The 17,194-nt window shown below is 69.3% G+C and carries 15 protein-coding genes; 7 read left to right on the forward strand and 8 right to left on the reverse strand.

Features of this window, described 5'->3' with window-relative positions:
* Window positions 1-183: 183 nt before the first annotated feature.
* Window positions 184-1,710: a DUF4139 domain-containing protein gene (locus ACIPQB_RS20895; protein WP_446487174.1), complete on the forward strand. Its 1,527-nt coding sequence runs from the start codon at window positions 184-186 to the stop codon at window positions 1,708-1,710.
* Window positions 1,711-1,749: 39 nt separating this feature from the next.
* On the opposite strand, the gene ACIPQB_RS20900 is transcribed toward ACIPQB_RS20895, so the two are convergent.
* The 5 genes from ACIPQB_RS20900 to ACIPQB_RS20920 form a co-directional block, all read right to left on the reverse strand.
* The gene (locus ACIPQB_RS20900) at window positions 1,750-2,160 is read right to left on the reverse strand and encodes a hypothetical protein (RefSeq protein WP_446487175.1); all 411 of its coding nucleotides are present in this window, start codon (window positions 2,158-2,160) and stop codon (window positions 1,750-1,752) included.
* Window positions 2,161-2,353: 193 nt separating this feature from the next.
* Complete coding sequence (ku, locus tag ACIPQB_RS20905; protein ID WP_446487176.1) at window positions 2,354-3,202, reverse strand: non-homologous end joining protein Ku; 849 nt, start codon at window positions 3,200-3,202, stop codon at window positions 2,354-2,356.
* A gap of 4 nt (window positions 3,203-3,206) precedes the next feature.
* A complete protein-coding gene (locus ACIPQB_RS20910) occupies window positions 3,207-4,655 on the reverse strand; it encodes an alpha,alpha-trehalose-phosphate synthase (UDP-forming) (RefSeq protein WP_446487177.1) in 1,449 nt (482 codons plus the stop codon).
* A complete protein-coding gene (gene otsB / locus ACIPQB_RS20915) occupies window positions 4,652-5,440 on the reverse strand; it encodes a trehalose-phosphatase (RefSeq protein ID WP_446487178.1) in 789 nt (262 codons plus the stop codon). Before otsB ends, ACIPQB_RS20910 begins: the two co-directional genes overlap by 4 nt.
* Window positions 5,441-5,564: 124 nt before the next feature.
* Window positions 5,565-6,266 carry an AcvB/VirJ family lysyl-phosphatidylglycerol hydrolase gene (locus ACIPQB_RS20920; protein WP_446487179.1) on the reverse strand — a complete coding sequence of 234 codons (702 nt, stop codon included), beginning with the start codon at window positions 6,264-6,266 and terminating at the stop codon, window positions 5,565-5,567.
* A 162-nt stretch (window positions 6,267-6,428) separates the two neighbouring features.
* Here ACIPQB_RS20920 and ACIPQB_RS20925 point away from each other — a divergent pair, with 162 nt between their 5' ends.
* Complete coding sequence (locus ACIPQB_RS20925) at window positions 6,429-7,241, forward strand: hypothetical protein (RefSeq protein WP_446487180.1); 813 nt, start codon at window positions 6,429-6,431, stop codon at window positions 7,239-7,241.
* Complete coding sequence (locus tag ACIPQB_RS20930; RefSeq protein WP_446487181.1) at window positions 7,238-7,669, forward strand: hypothetical protein; 432 nt, start codon at window positions 7,238-7,240, stop codon at window positions 7,667-7,669. Before ACIPQB_RS20925 ends, ACIPQB_RS20930 begins: the two co-directional genes overlap by 4 nt.
* 8 nt (window positions 7,670-7,677) lie before the next feature.
* Here ACIPQB_RS20930 and ligD read toward each other — a convergent pair whose 3' ends face one another.
* On the reverse strand, window positions 7,678-10,335 hold the full coding sequence (ligD, locus tag ACIPQB_RS20935; protein ID WP_446487182.1) for a DNA ligase D: 2,658 nt from the start codon (window positions 10,333-10,335) through the stop codon (window positions 7,678-7,680).
* A 40-nt stretch (window positions 10,336-10,375) separates the two neighbouring features.
* The gene (locus tag ACIPQB_RS20940; protein ID WP_446487183.1) at window positions 10,376-10,750 is read right to left on the reverse strand and encodes an MmcQ/YjbR family DNA-binding protein; all 375 of its coding nucleotides are present in this window, start codon (window positions 10,748-10,750) and stop codon (window positions 10,376-10,378) included.
* Between the two features lie 144 nt (window positions 10,751-10,894).
* Between ACIPQB_RS20940 and ACIPQB_RS20945 the strand changes: the two genes are divergently transcribed.
* From ACIPQB_RS20945 to ACIPQB_RS20960, 4 genes are all read left to right on the forward strand, one after another.
* The gene (locus ACIPQB_RS20945) at window positions 10,895-11,713 is read left to right on the forward strand and encodes a 2-keto-4-pentenoate hydratase (protein WP_446487184.1); all 819 of its coding nucleotides are present in this window, start codon (window positions 10,895-10,897) and stop codon (window positions 11,711-11,713) included.
* Window positions 11,714-11,776: 63 nt separating this feature from the next.
* A complete protein-coding gene (locus ACIPQB_RS20950) occupies window positions 11,777-13,051 on the forward strand; it encodes an MFS transporter (protein WP_446487185.1) in 1,275 nt (424 codons plus the stop codon).
* 202 nt (window positions 13,052-13,253) lie between these two features.
* Window positions 13,254-14,291 carry an oxidoreductase gene (locus ACIPQB_RS20955; protein WP_446487186.1) on the forward strand — a complete coding sequence of 346 codons (1,038 nt, stop codon included), beginning with the start codon at window positions 13,254-13,256 and terminating at the stop codon, window positions 14,289-14,291.
* Window positions 14,288-14,767 (forward strand): heme-degrading domain-containing protein, encoded by a 480-nt coding sequence (locus tag ACIPQB_RS20960; protein WP_446487187.1) that lies wholly within the window; start codon window positions 14,288-14,290, stop codon window positions 14,765-14,767. The genes ACIPQB_RS20955 and ACIPQB_RS20960 overlap by 4 nt, the downstream gene beginning before the upstream one ends.
* A gap of 144 nt (window positions 14,768-14,911) precedes the next feature.
* Here the strand turns inward: ACIPQB_RS20960 and mrdA are convergent, their stop codons facing one another.
* Window positions 14,912-16,891 carry a penicillin-binding protein 2 gene (gene mrdA / locus ACIPQB_RS20965; RefSeq protein ID WP_446487188.1) on the reverse strand — a complete coding sequence of 660 codons (1,980 nt, stop codon included), beginning with the start codon at window positions 16,889-16,891 and terminating at the stop codon, window positions 14,912-14,914.
* Between the last annotated feature and the right edge of the window lie 303 nt (window positions 16,892-17,194).

The following is a 17,194-nucleotide window of genomic DNA, read 5'->3' on the forward strand; positions in this document are numbered from 1 at the left end:
ACCCCCCCCGCCCCCCGGGGGCGGGGGCCCCGACGCGCCCGGTGGGCGCGTCCGGCCGCCGCGACGCCCCCTCCGTCACGCTGCGTATTCGCAGCGCGCCACCTCCCCCGTTTCTCGGGGGAGGAGAAGATCGGCCTCGCCTTCGCGCTTCTGCTCGCCCTCTCGTCCCCCGCCCTGGCCGACGTGATCGCCTCGCCGGCCCCCGACAAGGTGGCCGTCACCCTCTATCGCGGCGGCGAAGGGCCGTTCCAGGCGCTGGACGATTGGCAGCGCCAGCAGGCGATGATCAAGGGCCTGATCCTGGTCACCGAAACCCGCACTGTGTTTCTGCCGGCCGGCCGCCACACCCTGCGCTTCGACGGCGTCGCCGACGCCCTGATCGCGCAGAGCGCCGCGGTCGAGGGCCTGCCGGGTCCGGTGGTGGAGCGCAACTACGACTACGCCCTGCTCAGCCCGGGGACCCTGCTGGAGCGGTCGCTGGACCAGCCGGTCGGCGTCGTCCGCACCAATCGCAGGACCGGCCGCCAGAGCCGCGAAGAGGCCGTCGTCCGCCAGGGGCCCAACGGCGTGGTGCTGCAGACCGCCGCCGGGGTCGAGGCCCTGGGCTGTTCCGGCGGGATCGAGCGGCTGGTCTTCGACCATGTACCCGCCGGCCTGTCCGACAAGCCGGCCCTGTCGACCCTGGTCGACATCCCCGCCCCGACCCGGGCGACCCTGACCCTGTCCTACCTGGCGATCGGCGTGAACTGGCAGGCCGACTACGTGGCTCGGATCAATCCCGACGGCCGCACCCTGGATCTGACCGGCTGGCTGACCCTGGTCAACAGCGGCGGAACGCGTTTCGCCGACGCCCCGACCCAGGTGGTGGCCGGCCGGCTGGCGCGGCAGACGGTCGTCGTCCGCAAGGGCCAGGGCCGGCCGATCACCCGCGCCTGCTGGCCGATGGACACCACCACCCATGGCCGCCCGCCGCCGCCGCCAGCGCCGCCACCACCGCCGCCGCCGCTGGCGCTGCCGGCCCCTATGGCCATGGACGTAGGGGGATTCGTCGAGGAGGCCGTCGTCACCTCCCGCCGCGCCAAACTGGCCGAGCAGTCCGACCTCGGCGACTACAAGCTCTACACTCTGCCCGAGCCGGTGACGGTGGGGGCGCGCCAGACCAAGCAGGTGGCCTTCCTCGACCAGAAGGCCGTGGCCTTCCAGCGGCTCTATGTCGCCCGGCTCGACGTCGGCGACGACTATACCGACAGCGACGGACCCGACGGCCCCGAAGCCGCCGAGGTGGTGTTGCGCCTGGAGAACAAGCCGGGCTCGGGCCTGGGCAAGCCCCTGCCGTCCGGGGCCCTGGCGGTGATGGAGACGGCCGGCGGCCGGCCCGCCTTCGCCGGCGAGCAGGCCATGCGCGACGTCGCCGTCGGCCAGCCCTTCGACCTGATGATCGGCCAGGCCATGGACGTCCAGGTCCGGCCCCGGCTGGTCCAGGACGAGAAAGTGCGGCGCGACCGCACCCGGCGCACCTACGAGGTCGACCTGGCCAACGCCAAGACCGCCCCGATCACCGTCGAACTGCGCTGCCCGTCCAACTTCGACGGCTTCAAGCTGGTCTCGAGCCCGGGCCCGCACGACGTCCGCGACGGGGCCCTGGCCTGGCGCTTCGTCCTGCCGGCCGGCGGCCGCAAGACCGTGCGCTATGTGGTGGAATACGAGTGACGCCGCCGCCCCGGCTCGCGCCGGGGCGACCGCCGTCGATTACCGCTTCATCATCGCCTTGATCTCGGCCTGGGTGGCGTTGATCAGGGTCGTGCCGTCGCGGACGGCCAGGGCGGCGGTGTCGACCGCGAAGGTGTCCTCGCCCATCTTGATGGTCGCCATCTGCTTGCCGGTCGGGTCGGGCTTGACCTCGGCGACCGAACCGATGACGGCGCCGGTGCTGTCCTTGACCGGCTGGCCGGCGGCGACGGTGGCCGAGGCGTTGGTCGCCGTCCCGGTGGCCGCGGCGGCGCCCGGCGCAGCGCCGGGGGTGGTGGTGGAAGCGGCGGCGCCGGCCGGCGGCGCGGCGGGCGGGGTGGTCTGGTCGGCCGGAGCGGTGGTTTGAGCCAAGGCGGGCGCGGCGACGGCGAGCGCGACGGCGGCGGAGGCGAATTTCAAGATGAAGCGCATTCGGTTTCCCGTGTCTGGAGGTCTCCCCCAACCTTGCCTTCACGCTGACCGCCCTTTTAGGCCTGGGCTGGGCCGTCATGCGGCCAAAAGGCGCCCTCTTCGGCCGGGACGGGAACGGCGAACGGCGCACAGCTTCGCGGCGATCCCCTTCCCCGATCGGCGCCGAGCGGTTCGGCGCGAGTTCTAAATCTGGCTAGGACGCCTTCTTCCGCGCCGCCGGCTTGCGGGCGGCGGTCTTGCGGCCCGCGGGCTTGGCCCCCGCGTCCGGCTTGCGGCCGAGGCTCTTGCGCAGGGCCTCCATCAGGTCGACGACATTGGTGGTCTCCGGCTCCTGCGCCGTCACCTTGGCCTTGCCGCCCTTTTCCTTCTGCTTGATCAGGGCCCGCAGGGCGTCCTCGTAACGGTCCTTGAACTGGCTGGGATCGAAGGGACCTTCCTGCTGCTCGATGATCTTCTCGGCGATGGCCACCATCTGCGGGTCGGCCTTACGATCGGGGATGTCTTCGAACAGCTCGTGGGCGTCGCGCACCTCGTCATGGCTGCGCAGGGTATAGGCGACCAGGCCGTTGTCGCGCGGCTCGATGGCCAGCAGGCGCTCGCGGGTGTGCATCACCACCCGGCCCAGGGCGATCTTGCCCGCCCCGGCCATGGCGTCGCGGATCACGGTGTAGGCGTCGACCGCCAGCTTGCCGTCCGGCACCAGGAAATAGGGATTGTCCCAGTAGAGCCGGTCGATGTCGTCGGCGTCGACGAAGCGCTCGATGTCGATGGTGCGGGTGCTTTCCAGCCGGACGCTCTCGATCTCCTCGGGGGTGAGGATCACATAGCGGTCCTTCTCGTATTCGTAGCCCTTGACCAGCTCGGATCGCTCGACCGGCCCGAGCTCCGGATCGGTGGCGACCATGCGGATGCGGTTGTGGGTCTTGGGGTGCAGCAGGTTGAAGCGCACCTCGCCGCCGGGGCTGACGGCGGTGTAGAGCGCCACCGGACAGGTGACCAGAGACAGCCGCAGGTGGCCCTGCCAGGTCGGACGCGGGGCCATGGCCCTAGGCCCTCGCCCCGGCCCGCACCGCCCGCACGGGGATGGCCGGCGTGGCGTTGGCGGCCTTGGGCAGCGGGACGGGCGGGGCGCGCAGGGCGGCCACGAAGTCGTCGCGCCAAGCGGTGACGTCGTGGCGGGTGACATTGTCCATCAGCGTCTCCCAGCGCCGTTTTCGCTCGTCGATGTCCATGCTCAGCGCCCGGGTCAGGGCGTCGGAGATCTCCTCGGGACTGTTGGGATTGATGATCAGGGCGTCCTTCATCTGCCGCGCCGCGCCGGCGAAGCGCGACAGGATCAGCACGCCCGGATCGTCGGCGTCCTGCGAGGCGACATATTCCTTGGCCACCAGGTTCATGCCGTCCCGCATCGGCGTGACCAGGGCGGCCTTGGCGGCCCGATAGACCCCGGCCAGCTCGTCGCGGCGATAGCTGCGGTTGAGGTAGCGGATCGGATTGTAGTCCATGTCGGCATATTCGCCGTTGATCCGGCCAATCAGGCCGTCCAGCCGGCCGCGCAGGTCCTGATAGGCCTCGACCTCGTCGCGCGACACCGGGGCGATCTGCAGCAGCATCACCTCGCGGCGCGCCTCGGGATTGTCGTGCAGGAAGCGCTCGAAGCCGATCAGCCGCTCCTCCAGCCCCTTGGAATAGTCGAGCCGGTCGACGCCGACCACCATCTTGCGGAACACGCTGTGGGCCATCAGCCGGTCATAGACGCGCACGGCGCGGAAGCTTTCCTTGATCCGCCCGAAGTCCTTGGCGTCGATGCCGATCGGGAAGGCGCCGACCTTGGTGGTCTGGCCGAACGCCGTCAGCCGGCCGTCCTCGGTGCGCTCGCCGCCGACCTCGTTGAACACATAGCCCTCGAAGGCCTGGACGCTCTCCTCGGTCTGGAAACCGACCAGATCGTAGTGGAACAGCGCCTCGACCAGCGGCCGGTGGCGCGGCAGGGTCACGACCAGCTGGTGGGCGGGCCAGGGGATGTGCAGGAAGAAGCCGATGCGGTTGGTCACGCCCAGCCGCCGCAGCTCCCGCGCCATCGGGATCAGGTGATAGTCGTGCACCCAGATGATGTCGTCCGGCTCGATCAGCGGCGTCAGGGTCTCGGCGAAGCGGCGATTGACCCGGTCGTAGCCCTCGCCGAACGAGCGGTCGTAGGCGGTGAGATCGACGCGGTAGTGGAACAGCGGCCACAGGGTCTTGTTGGCGTAGCCGTTGTAATATTCCTGGTAGTCGCCCTCCTCCAGGTCGACCGTGGCGACCGTGACCCCGTCGGCCTTCTGCATGTTCAGCAGGCCGGTGAACTCGGTCGTGGTCTTGCCGCTCCAGCCGAACCAGATGCCGGAATATTCGCGCAGGGCCGCGGCCAGGGCCATGGCCAGGCCGCCCACGCTTTCCTCGCCCTTGCCGATGGGCGGATTGACCCGGTTGGACACTACGATCAGACGGCTCATGCGGCGGTCCTCCCCCGAATGGTCTTCAGGCCGGCGCTCAACCAGTCGAACACCGCCTTGACGTCGTTCAGTCTGTAGGCGGCCTGGGTCGGGCGCTCGGGCCCGACCAGCACGCCGTAGCCGCCCAGGCGCGCGGCGGCGGCGAAGCCGTCCTCGTCGGTCAGGTCGTCGCCGACGAACACCGGGACGGCGCCGAGGAACGGAGCCTCGCGCAGGAAGGCGGCCACGGCCTTGCCCTTGTCCTGGCCCGGCGTGCGCAGTTCGGCGACCATGTCGCCCAGCTGCAGGACCAGGTCCGAGGACCGCGCCAGTCGTTCGGCCGCCTCGATCACCGCATCGGCGGCCGAAGGGACGTTGCGATAATGCAAGGCGACGCTGAGGTCCTTGTCCTCGAACAGCAGGCCCGGGTCGCCGCGGGCCAGGTCGCGCAGCACTTCGCGCGCGTGCTCCAGGTCCGGGTGCGGCCGGGCCCGGTCGACGCCGTTGACGCCGCGCCGCACCAGGCCGTGCACCGCGGCCACGGCGCCGACCCGGCCTTCGAGGATCCGGTCGAGGTCTTCCAGCGAGCGCCCGCTGACCACCGCCAGGCGGCCGTCGAGCGCCAGGGCCAGGTCCTGCAGCAAGGCCGCGCGCCGGGAATCGGGGCCCACCTCCTCGGGTCGGGGCATGATCGGAGCCAGGGTTCCGTCGAGGTCCAGGAACAGCCCGACGCCAGGCGGCAGGGCTGCAGGGGGTGGCTGAAGATCGGTCGACGCGTGCCGAACGGCTGACCCGAACGCGGTCATCAAGGGCGGCCCTCCGCAGTTACTGTGGGCCGAGGGAACGCACGGGCGCTCCGTTTTGATCCCATTTTGGGCGGTGAAGCTTAGTCACGATGACTTCACGGCCTCGTGCGCAGGCGCTCTGGCCCTACAGCGTGGCGGCCTTCAGCACCGCTTGGCCGAGGGCCGCATAGTCGCCGTTGAAGTGGTGGCTTCCGGGCAGGCGGACCTGACGGATGGTCGTGGCCGGCAGGCTGGCGCAGACGTCGTGGCGCTCCTTGTCGCCATAGATGCAGGTCATCGGCAGGCCCTTCAGGGCCTCGACGGCCGGGGCGATCGGATAGGCGTCCGGCGGGGCGAGGCCCAGCCAGCTGGCGGGGTGGAACCGCAGGTCGCCGGTCGGGCCCGTTCCCACCAGCACCAGGCCCTTGACCTGGCCCCGCAGGTCGCCGGGCAGCAGCGGGATGATGGCCGGCAGGGCGTCGGCCCCGAAGGAATAGCCGATCAGCACCACCTTGCGCCGCCCCCACAGCTCGGCGTAGCGGCGCATGGCGGCGGCCAGGTCGTCGGCCGCGGTCTGGGGCGAGCGCGCGCTCCTGAAGTAGCGCAGCGAATTGAACCCGACCACCGGCACGCCGTCACGGGCCAGGGTCCGGGCGACGCCGCGGTCCAGCCCGCCCCAGCCGCCGTCGCCGGAATAGAGCACCGCCAGGGTGTCGCCCGGCCGCGCGGCCGGGGTCTCGACCAGCTTCAGGGCGGCGAGGCGATCGTTGGGGACGGCGGCGCGAGCCCCGGCCGGAAAGGCCAGGACCAGGGCGGCCAGCAGGGTCAGGCGGGCGCGAGGGGTCATGGCGCGAACGACGCCTCAATCTTGGCATTGACAGGGCGAAGGTTTGGCTTCGGGGCGACGATAAAGCTGCCCGGCGCAATCGATGGACTGCGGGCGCACGAAGGGTTGTAAAATTGGATGGAATGACTTTAGATACAATCTAAGATTATAATTGGGGACGTCATGCTTTTTGAGCCCGAGACCTACTCATCGTTCAGCTTCCTTCAAACCGAGATGAGCGAATTTTCATTAGACGCGCAGCCGTCCGAAGCCCAATCCAGTTTGGTTTCCTCAAACGATTTCGAGGCAACGAGCGCCTACACCGCGGCAGATGAGCCGACATGGGTCTCAGAGATTGTAGTGGTCGCAGGATCAACTGGGCAGCCCACAACCTACGTGAGCTTTTCGGCCTTTTCAGATGTATCACTAGAATACCCGAACATCTCACGTGATATAGGATTGGTTGACGAGGTAATTGTAGAAGCCGATGACACCCCAGACACCCCCTTGGAGTGGGAGAGAGCTCTCGATGTCTTAACAAGCTTCACCGCTCAGAAAATGATTATGCAGTTTATAAAGAACGACCCTTCTTTAGAGTATGGCGCATACATTTACGTGGGCAGCGATGGAAAGCTGTATGCAACCCCCATGACGACGGGAACGCCAACAAGTGTTGACATTGATTTACATGGAGTCGATAGGTCGCAAATAATCGGAATCGTTCACTATCATCCAGGATCGGGAGATTATCTTGCATTTCCATCACCGGACACTTCATCAGATGGCGTTGTAAGTGGCGATTGGGGTCAATACGATTATTTTTCCAAATGGAGTACATACTCACAATATTTAAGTACCTATATCGTTACTAACATCAACGCCGCCGCCCCCGGGCAGCTTGGCAGTTATCGCATGCACGAATATCGTGGTGGCGATAGAGATACGAATACCTTTGGACAAGAAACGCCAGTTAGAGTTGGCGAGTACTATCGATGATTGTAAATGGCATCCTCAGTGTTATCGGCGCCCTGGCACTCCAGACCTCCGCCGCTTCGCCGCCTATCGACAATCAGCACCCCCGCGCACCGTTGGCGACCGAAACCACGCTGCGCGCCAGTTGCGTTGGCTACGATGTCGCGCTGTCGTTCGCGTCGACGCCCCAAGGAGCCGTAGTCACCGCCTTCGAAGCGCCCGGAGGTCACGGCGAGGTCATAGCCGCGGCTATGACGGCGAAGGTTCGCTTATTCGCTGCGATCACCTCCGCCCGTATCGAGTGCGGCGGCTTCCCGGATGGCCGCGCCAACATCGTCTATCTTCGGGGGAAAAGGGTCGCCGAAGCGCGAACCTGGGAGGAGGACCTGCGTTTGGCGATCGTCGGCGACGAGGTGCGTGGCCCCGACTACACCGGCCTGGGCAAGCAATAACCGCAGGATCATCCCAGTCGCTTGATCGCCGCCTTCAGCGGCTTGGCGGCGTCGAAATAGTCGGCCCAGGCGGGGCTCTTGGCGATCAGGTCGGGAGCGGTGCGGATCGTGAAGCGGGTCGGGTCCAGGCCGGCCCGGACCTGGGACCAGGTCAGCGGCATCGACACCGTCGCCCCGGGCCGGGCCCGCGCCGACAGCGGGGCCACGGCGGTGCTGGTGCGGTCGTTGCGCAGATAGTCCAGGAAGATCCGCCCCTCGCGCGCCTTCTTGCTCATGGTGATCAGGTAGTGGTCGGGGCTGTCGGCGGCCATGCGGGCGCAGACCTCGCGGGCGAAGGCCTTGGCCGCGTCCCAGGGGACCTTGTCCGACAGCGGCGTGACCACGTGCAGCCCCTTGCCGCCGGTGGTCTTGCAGAAGCTGACCAGGCCCAGGTCCTCCAGCCGGTCGCGGATCTCGCGGGCGGCCTCGATCACCATCTCGAAGGTCACCCCAGGGGCCGGGTCGAGGTCGAAGACCAGGCGTCCGGCGACCTCGGGATCGTCCGGCTGGCAGTTCCAGGGATGGATCTCGACGGCGGCGATCTGGGCGGCGGCGACCAGGGCCTCGACGCGGCCGAAGCGGATATAGGGCTGCTTGTCGCCGCGCACCGCCACCTGCTCGATCAGCGCCGACATCCCGCGCATGGCGTGGCGCTGGAAGAAGGTCTCGCCGCCCACCCCGTCCGGGACCCGGATGATCGAGGCCAGCCGCCCCTTGACGTGCGGCAGCATCCAGTCGCCGACCGCGGCCATGTAGCGGGCCAGCTCGATCTTGGTCCCCGGCGTCCCGTCGCCGGCGTCCGGCCACAGGGCCTTGTCGGGCTTGGAGATCACCACGCCCAGCACCACGCTGTCGGTCTTGGCGGTGGCGGCGGCCTTCCGGGGCGTCGGCGCGGCCAGCTGCGCCGTCTCGGCCGCCGCGGGGACCTCGGCCTCGACCTCGGCGGCGGGCTTGTCCTCGCGCAGGCCCTTGAAGGCAGCCTGGCGGATGGCCCCGTCGCCGGTGAAGCCGGCATATTCGATCTCGGCCACCAGTTGCGGCTTGACCCAGTGGACATTGGCCGCCTTGCGCGGCGCGCCCTGGCCCTCGAACGGCGATCGGTCGGTTTCCAGCGCCTTCAGCCGCGGCAGCAGGCGGGCGACCTTGTCGCGGCCGAAGCCGGTGCCGATCCGGCCGACGTGCACCAGCTTGCCGTCGCGCATCACCCCGGCGATCAGCGAGCGGAAGGCCGCGCCGGTCGTCGTATAGCCGCCGATCACCACCTCGTGCCCGGCCCGGCACTTGGCCTTGGTCCAGGTCTCGCCGCGGCCGCTGCGATAGGGCGCGTCCAGCCGCTTGGAGATGATCCCCTCCAGCTCCAGCTTGCAGGCCGACAGCAGCACCGCGTCGCCAGCGGTCTCGAAATGGTCGACGAAGCGCAGACGCGGCTCGTCCTCGCCCATCGTCGCCTTCAGCCGGGCCTTGCGCTCGCGCAGCGGCAGGCCGCGCAGGTCCTCGCCGTCCAGGGCCAGCAGGTCGAAGGCGAAGAAGATCAGGTCGCCGGTGTCGCCGTCCGACAACGCCGCCTGCAGGCCGGCGAAGTCCGGCTGGCCGGCGGCGTCAAGGGCCACGACCTCGCCGTCGAGGATGGCGTCCGGCAGGTCGGCGGCGGCCTCGGCGATCGCCGCGAACTTGGCGGTCCAGTCCAGGCCCTTGCGGGTGCGCAGGGTCGCCCGGCCGTCCTCGACCCGCAGCTGCATGCGATAGCCGTCGAACTTGATCTCGTGCGCCCAGCCCGGACCGACCGGCGGGCGGTCGACCGACTTGCAGAACTGCGGCTCGATGAAGTCGGGCAGGACGGCGAGCTCGGCCTTGGCCTTCTTCGCCGATTTAGCTTTTGCCGGCTCTGCAAAAGACCGCGTTTCCTGGGCCTCCTTGGCCAGCGCCTCCCGCTCCGCGGCGCTGCGCGAGGTCCAGACCGCATCGCCCTTGCCGGCGGACTTCAGGATGAACGGCTTGGGGCCGCGGCCCTTGCCGGCGGCGATGTCGGCCATGGTCCGGCCCGAGGCGATCGAGCGGTCCTCCTCCAGGATCGCCGCCCCCTCGCCCGGCCGCGCCGCCTCGTCCTGGTGCTTGATCAGCAGCCAGTTGCTGCGTTTGCCCCCACCTTGTCGTTTGGAGCCGTCCTTGGCGTTGCGGTCCCAGTTCATCCGCACCAGCACCCAGGAGCCGTGCAGCCGCTCGCCCTCGAGCACGAACTTCAGCTCGCCCTTCTTCAGCGCCTTGGCGACGTCCTCGAAGCCGGGCTCGGGAGCCCAGAAGCCGCGGTCCCACAGCTGCACCGTGCCGCCGCCATACTGGCCCTTGGGGATCGTGCCCTCGAAGTCGCCATAGTCGAGCGGATGGTCCTCGACCTCGACCGCCAGCCGCTTGTCGGCCGGGTCGAGCGACGGCCCGCGCGTCACCGCCCAGGACTTCAGGACTCCGTCGGCCTCGAGCCGGAAGTCGTAGTGCAGCCGGGTGGCGTCGTGCTTCTGGATCACGAACCGGGCATGCGGCGCCGGCGCCACCGCCCGCTCGCCGCTGGGCTCGGCGGTCTTGTGGAAATCACGCTTGCGGCGGTATTCGGCGAGCTGTCCCTGGGCCATGGCGACGATCCTTGTCCCCTTACCAAAACCGCGCGCTCGCTCAGGGTTCCGCCGCGTGGCGCCGCACCAGGGCCTTGGGCGCCATGATCCGCCAGGCCTGGGCCAGCAGCCCGGCCATCTCGGCCTCGTCGATCGCCTCCAGCCGCACCAGCACGGCGGGAAAGCTGCGATAATGCTCGTCGTCGAAGAACCGCTCGGGCGCGGCCTCCAGCAGCATCGCCTTGGTCTCGCGCAGGCAGCGCACGGCGATCACCCCCTCCACCAGCTCGCGCGGCGCCTTGGGATGGGCGCGGACGATGTAGGACCAGGCGATGCCCTTGCCCTGCACCGAAAACGCCAGGCGCTCGCCGTCCGGGCTGGCCTCGACCTCGGGCAGCGCCAGGGCCAGGCGGCGAAGGGTGGAAAGATCGACCATGCCCTTAGGTTGCGCTCCGCCCCCGGCGCCTGACAATCCCCAGTTGCCGGCCTTGCTTGGCCGATTGTCAATGACACCGGTTTCCATTATGCACGGTCGAAGCCCGTCAAACGGGGCAGTAGTGTGCGAGGGAGGATCCACGGCGTGACCGTTTCCGAGGCCGAAGGCGAAGTGTTCGCGCCGGCGTCCATCGCCGCACAGTTCGTCCAGGCCCGGCTGGAGGGCGTGTCCGTCCCCGGCTATCCCGGCGGCGTGCTGCCCCAGACCATGGCCCAGGGCTATGCCGTCCAGGACCTCGCCATCGACCTGTGGCCCGACGAACTGGTCGGCTGGAAGGTCGGCCTGGTGCCGCCGCAGCACCAGCAGCGCCTGGGCGCCGAGCGCCTGGCCGGCTGCATCTTCAAGACCAAGGTCTGGCAGGCCGGCGAGGCGCCCACCCCGTTCCGCGCCATAGCCGGCGGCTTCACCGCCGTCGAGGCCGAGTTCGTCATTCGCCTGGGCCGCGACGCCCCGGCCGGCAAGACCGGCTGGACCGCCGAGGAAGCCGCCGACTATGTCGGCGAGCTGCTGGTCGGGGTCGAGATCGCCGGCAGCCCGCTGGCCGTCATCAACCAGCTCGGCCCGCCGATCGTCGCCTCCGACTTCGGCAACAACGACGGCCAGATCCTCAGCACGGCGATCGAGAACTGGCGCGACATCGCCTGGGAAGACATGCCGGCCGAGACCTTCATCAACGGCGTGTCGGTCGGCCGGGGCGGCGCGGCCGCGATCCCCGGCTCGCCCCTGGCGGCCCTGGCCTTCCTGCTCGGCCACGTCGCCGCGCGCGGCCGGCCGCTGAAAAAGGGCATGCTGGTCACCACCGGGGCCAGCACCGGCATTCATGACATTGCCGCGGGCGACAAGGCCCGCGTAGACTTCGGACCGTTCGGAATCGTGGACTGCGTCGCCGTCCCTGCCCGATAGGACCAAAAGCCGGCGCGGGCGCCGGAACAACAACAAGACCACAGGGTAAGGAAAGTCGTGTCCATGGACGCTCCAGCAATGCCCGCTCCCTCTGCGAAGATCGGGCGGTATCGGTGGGTGATTGTCGGCCTGTTGTTCCTGGCCATGGTGATCAACTATGTCGACCGTCAGACCATCGGGCTGCTGAAGGCCGACCTGAGCAAGGAGTTCGGCTGGGACGAAACCCACTACGCCGACCTGGTGTTCTACTTCCAGGCCGCCTACGCCCTGGCCTACATGGCCTGGGGCAAGATCATGGACAGGATCGGGGCCCGCTGGGGCTTCGGCGTCGCCTTCCTGATCTGGCAGATCGCCCATATCAGCCACGCCCTGGCCCGCGGCTTCACCGGCTTCGCGGTCGCCCGCATGGGCCTGGGGATCGGCGAGGCCGGCGGCTTCCCCGGCGGCATCAAGGCCGTGGCCGAGTGGTTCCCCAAGAACGAGCGGGCCCTGGCCACCGGCATCTTCAACGCCGGCACCAATATCGGCGCCATCGTCACCCCGCTGGTGGTGCCGGGCATCGTCCTGGCCTTCGGCTGGCAGATGGCCTTCATCGTCACTGGGATCGCCGGCCTGGTCTGGCTGCCGCTGTGGCTGATCGTCTATCGCCGCCCGCGCGAGCAGAAGCGCCTGTCGGCCGCCGAACTGGCCCATATCGAGCAGGACCCCGCCGATCCGGTCGAGAAGATCGGCTGGGTCAAGCTGCTGGGCAAGCGGGAGACCTGGGCCTTCGCCCTGGGCAAGTTCCTGATCGACCCGATCTGGTGGATGTTCCTGTTCTGGCTGCCCGACTTCCTGGGCAAGCGCTACCACCTCGACCTCAAGAGCTTCGGCCCGCCGCTGATCGCCATCTATCTGATGAGCGACGTCGGCAGCGTCGCCGGCGGCTGGCTGTCGTCGCAGCTGATGAAGATGGGCTGGAGCATCAACGCCGCCCGCAAGACCACCATGCTGATCTGCGCCCTGCTGGCCCTGCCGGTGATCTTCGCAGCCAATGTCGCCAGCCTGTGGGCGGCGGTGCTGATCATCGGCGTGGCCACCGCGGCCCACCAGGGCTTCTCGGCCAACCTCTACACCCTGCCCTCGGACGTCTTCCCGCGAGGGGCCGTGGGCTCGGTCGTCGGCATCGGCGGCATGCTCGGCGCGGTCGGCGGCATGGTGTTCTCCAAGTATATCGGCCAGGTGCTGGACCGGATCGGCACCTACACCCCGATCTTCCTGGTCGCCGGCAGCGCCTATCTGATCGCCCTGCTCGTCGTGCACCTGCTGACCCCGAAGATGCAGCCGGTGAAGGTCTGACGGGCGGCATTGGCGCTTGAGGAACGAGCCCCCGATCGCAAGATCGGGGGCTTTTTCTCTCTCCCTTCCCCCTTGATGGGGGAAGGGCCGGGGATGGGGGTGACACGGCGGTTCAGCCGCACAGGCAGCGTCACCCCCACCCAACCCTCCCCATCAAGGGGGAGGGCTTTTGGCGGCTACGACACATGGTACAACGCGCCGCATGTCCTCCCCCCTGCCCTTCCATGTCGCCCTGGTCGGCTACGGCTTCGTCGGCAAGACCTTCCATGCCCCGCTGATCGCCGCCACGCCGGGCCTGGTGCTGCACACCGTGGTCTCCAGCGACCCGGCCAAGGTGCTGGCCGACCATCCGACCGCCAAGGTCGCGCCCGACCTGGCCGCGGCCCTGGCCGATCCGGCGGTCGACCTGGTGGTGATCGCCACCCCCGACCCGCTGCACGCCGCCCAGGCCCACGCGGCCCTCGACGCCGGCAAGTCGGTGGTGATCGACAAGCCGTTCGCCGCGACCCTGGACGAGGCCCGCGCCGTCGCCGACCACGCCCGGCGGGCCGGCAAGCTGCTGAGCGTCTTCCACAACCGCCGCTGGGACAGCGACTTTCTCACCCTCAAGGCCCTGATCGCCGACGGGACGCTGGGCGAGATCGTCCAGTACGAGAGCCATTTCGACCGCTTCCGCCCGCTGGTCCGCGACCGCTGGCGGGAAAAGCCGGGGGCCGGGGCGCTGCTCGACCTGGGCCCGCACCTGATCGACCAGGCCCAGCAACTGTTCGGTCCGCCGACCGGGCTCTACGCCGACCTCGCCGTGCAGAAGGACGGCGGCCTGGCCCCTGACTATTTCCACCTGGTCCTGCGCTATCCGCGCCGGCGGGTGTTGCTGCACGCCAGCCAGATGACCCTCGCCTCCGACCTGCGCCTGGCCGTGCACGGGACGAAGGGCAGCTTCGTCAAGTCGGGCCTCGACCAACAGGAGAACGCCCTGAAGGCCGGCGGCGTCCCCGGGGCGGAAGGCTGGGGCGTCGATCCGCGCCCCGGGACCCTGACCGTGGCCGACGGTGAAGCGACGGCCAGCCGCGTGGTCGAGGGCCTGCCCGGCGACTACCTGGCCTATTACGCCGCCATCCGCGACGCCCTGTCGGGCCATGGCGATAATCCGGTCCCGCCGGAAGAGGCGCTGGCGGTGATGGACCTGATCGACCTGGCCCAGCGCAGCGCCGCCGAAGGCCGGGAGCTCAGCCTATGACCGACGCCGAACTGATGGCCGCCATCGCCGCCCAGGAAAAGGCCCTGGTGTTCGAGCGCTTCACCCTGGACACCGCCTGGACCCTGGGGACCGCCCTGCGCAACGCCGCCCTGGCCAGAACCGCTCCACTGGCCGCGCCGGTGGCCATCGACATCAGCCTGCGCGAGCGCCCGCTGTTCCACGCCGCCCTGCCGGGCGCGGGTCCCGACAACGCCGACTGGGTCCGCCGCAAGCGCAACACCGTCCTGACCCTGGCGACCAGCACCCTGGCCGTGGGCCTGAAGCTGAAGGCCTCGGGCGAGACCCTGGAGCAGCGCTACGGCCTCTCGCCGAGGGACCACGCCGCCCACGGCGGCGGCTTCCCGCTGACCTTGGCGGGCCTGGGCTGCATCGGCGCGATCACGGTCTCGGGCCTGCCGCAGGTGGAGGACCACGCGCTGGTGGTCGAGGTGCTGGAGCGGGTGCTGAAAGCCTGACGGGGTCGCTCGTCAAATGTTGTCATCCCGGCCGTAGCGCAGCGAAGAGCCGGGACCCAGGAGACTGGGCGAATGCGGTGCGGCCGCCCCTGGATCCCGGACAGCCTCTGCGAGGCTTCCGGGATGACAACCGGTATGCAGCGTTTAGCCTTCCACAGGCTCGTCCACCGCCACCGGATCATCTCCAGCCCCCACATCACCCCCCCCCTCGTCGGGCGCCTCCGGCAGCGGCGTGGGGCGCTCGATCCGCGCCCGGATCTCCGGGTCCTTCAGCAGGGCCACCCGCATCACCTCCCGCGCCCGCGGTGCGGCGGCGCTGGAGCCGAACTGGCCGCCGTGCTCGATGATCACCGACAGGGCGTAGCGGGGTTCGTCGTAGGGGGCGAAGGCGATGAACAGGTTGTGGTCCTTCAGCCGCCAGGCGATCCCCTGGTTGCTGCGCGAGGCCCCGGCCGCGTACTGGCGCACCTGGGCGGTGCCGGTCTTGCCGGCCATCTTCACGTCGCCCAGGCCCAGCTGGCTCTGCTTGAAGGCCCCGCCGGTCGGGTCGTTGGCCACCGCCGCCATGCCGGCCCGCACGATCTCCAGGTGCGCCTGGCTGAACGGCAGGTCGGGGACGGCGTCGCCCTGCGGCTGCTCGACCCCGCCCACCGACTTGACCAGGCGCGGGTTGAGCGCCTTTTTCCCGTTGGCCAGCCGCGCGGTCATCACCGCCAGTTGCAGGGCGTTGACGTTGATATAGCCCTGGCCGATGCCGTACGGCACGCTGTCGCCCGGATGCCAGACCGGGTCGCGCTTGAAGGCGGTCTTCTTCCAGTCGCGCGAGCCGACCAGGCCCTTCTTCTGGCCCGGAATGCCGATGTCGAAGGTCACGCCGTAGCCGAAGGCCTTGGCCGCCGCGGCGATCGGGTCGGGGCCGATGCGCAGGGCCATCTGGTAGAAATAGACGTCGCAGCTGTTCTTGATGGCGGCGTGCATGTCCTGGGCGCCGTGGCCGCCCTTCTTGTGGCAGTGCCAGACCCGGCCGCCGAACGCCCAGCCGCCGGCGCAGACCACCCGCTCGGTCGGGTCCACCCCCGCCGTCAGGGCCGCCATGGCCACGGTCGGCTTGAAGGTCGAGCCGGGCGGATAGGTGCCGGTCATCACCTTGTCCAGCAAGGGCTTGCGCTCGTACTCGGCCAGGGCCCGGTATTCCGGCCCCGACAGGCCCTTGACGAAGCGGTTGGCGTCGAAGCTGGGGGCCGAGGCCATGGCCAGCAGGTCGCCGTTGCGGCAGTCCATGACTACGATCGCCCCGCTCTCCTCGCCCATCACCTCCAGGGCGCGGTTCTGGATGTCGGCGTCGAGGGTCAGGCGGATGTCGGCGCCGGCCTTGGCCGGGATGTCGCCCTCCGGGTCCAGCCGCACCGTGCGGCCCTGGGCGTCGACCTCGGCCTTGTTGGCCCCGGCATGGCCGCGCAGAGGGGCGTCGAAGGTCTTCTCCACGCCCAGCTTGCCGATCCGGAAGCCCGGATGGTGCAGCAGCGCCTGGTCCTGGGTGGGGTCGTCCTTGGCCTTGTCGAGATCGCGGTCGGAGACCTTGGCGACATAGCCGATCACGTGGGCGAAGGCCCCGCCGAACGGATAGACCCGCACCTCGCCCATGTCGGCCGTCACCCCCGGCAGTTCCGGCGCCCGGATGTTGACCCGCGAGAACTCCTCCCAGGTCATGTCCTCCATCACCGCCACGGGGGTCTTCTTCGGCGCGTGGGCCAGGTCCTTGAGCAGGCGGGCGCGACGGGCGGCGTCGATCGGCACCAGCTGGGCCAGGGCGTCCAGGGTCGCGGCGGCGTCGAACCCCGTGTCCTTGGTGACCAGCAGCCGGAAATTGGGGCGGTTGGCGGCCAGGGAGACGCCGTCGCGGTCGAGGATCTGGCCGCGCGGCGGAGTCACCAGCCGGTAGTTGAACTGGTTGCCGGCCGACAGGGTCTGGTAGCGGCGGGCCTCGACCAGCTGCAGTTGGGCTAGGCGCCCGCCCAGGGCCAGCAGCCCCGCCCCGGCCAGGCCGCCCATCAGGAACGCCCGGCGGTGGAACATGCCCTGGCGTTCGTTGACCTCGGAAAAGAAGATCGCCGGTTCGCTCACCGCCGGCCTCCGCCCAGGCGCGTCGCAGGGGTCTCGAGCGGCGTCGCTCGACAGCGCCCGACGGGCGCGGCGGCCAGGGAAATCATGTCGCGAACTGGCCACAGGCTGGGGTTGATCCGCAGGCAGAATGGGCCCACCGCGCCCGCCGTCAATGGCCTGATCGGACATGCGGCAAAAATACTTCCGTGAACGCTGCGTCGATGAAAACGCTCAACGCGCTACGTCCGAAAATGGCGTCGCTGCGCCATACATTTCGAGACCTGAGTTCGACGCTCGAAGGGCGGCGGAACTCAGATTTTCACC

The organism is Caulobacter sp. LARHSG274 (assembly GCF_052871235.1).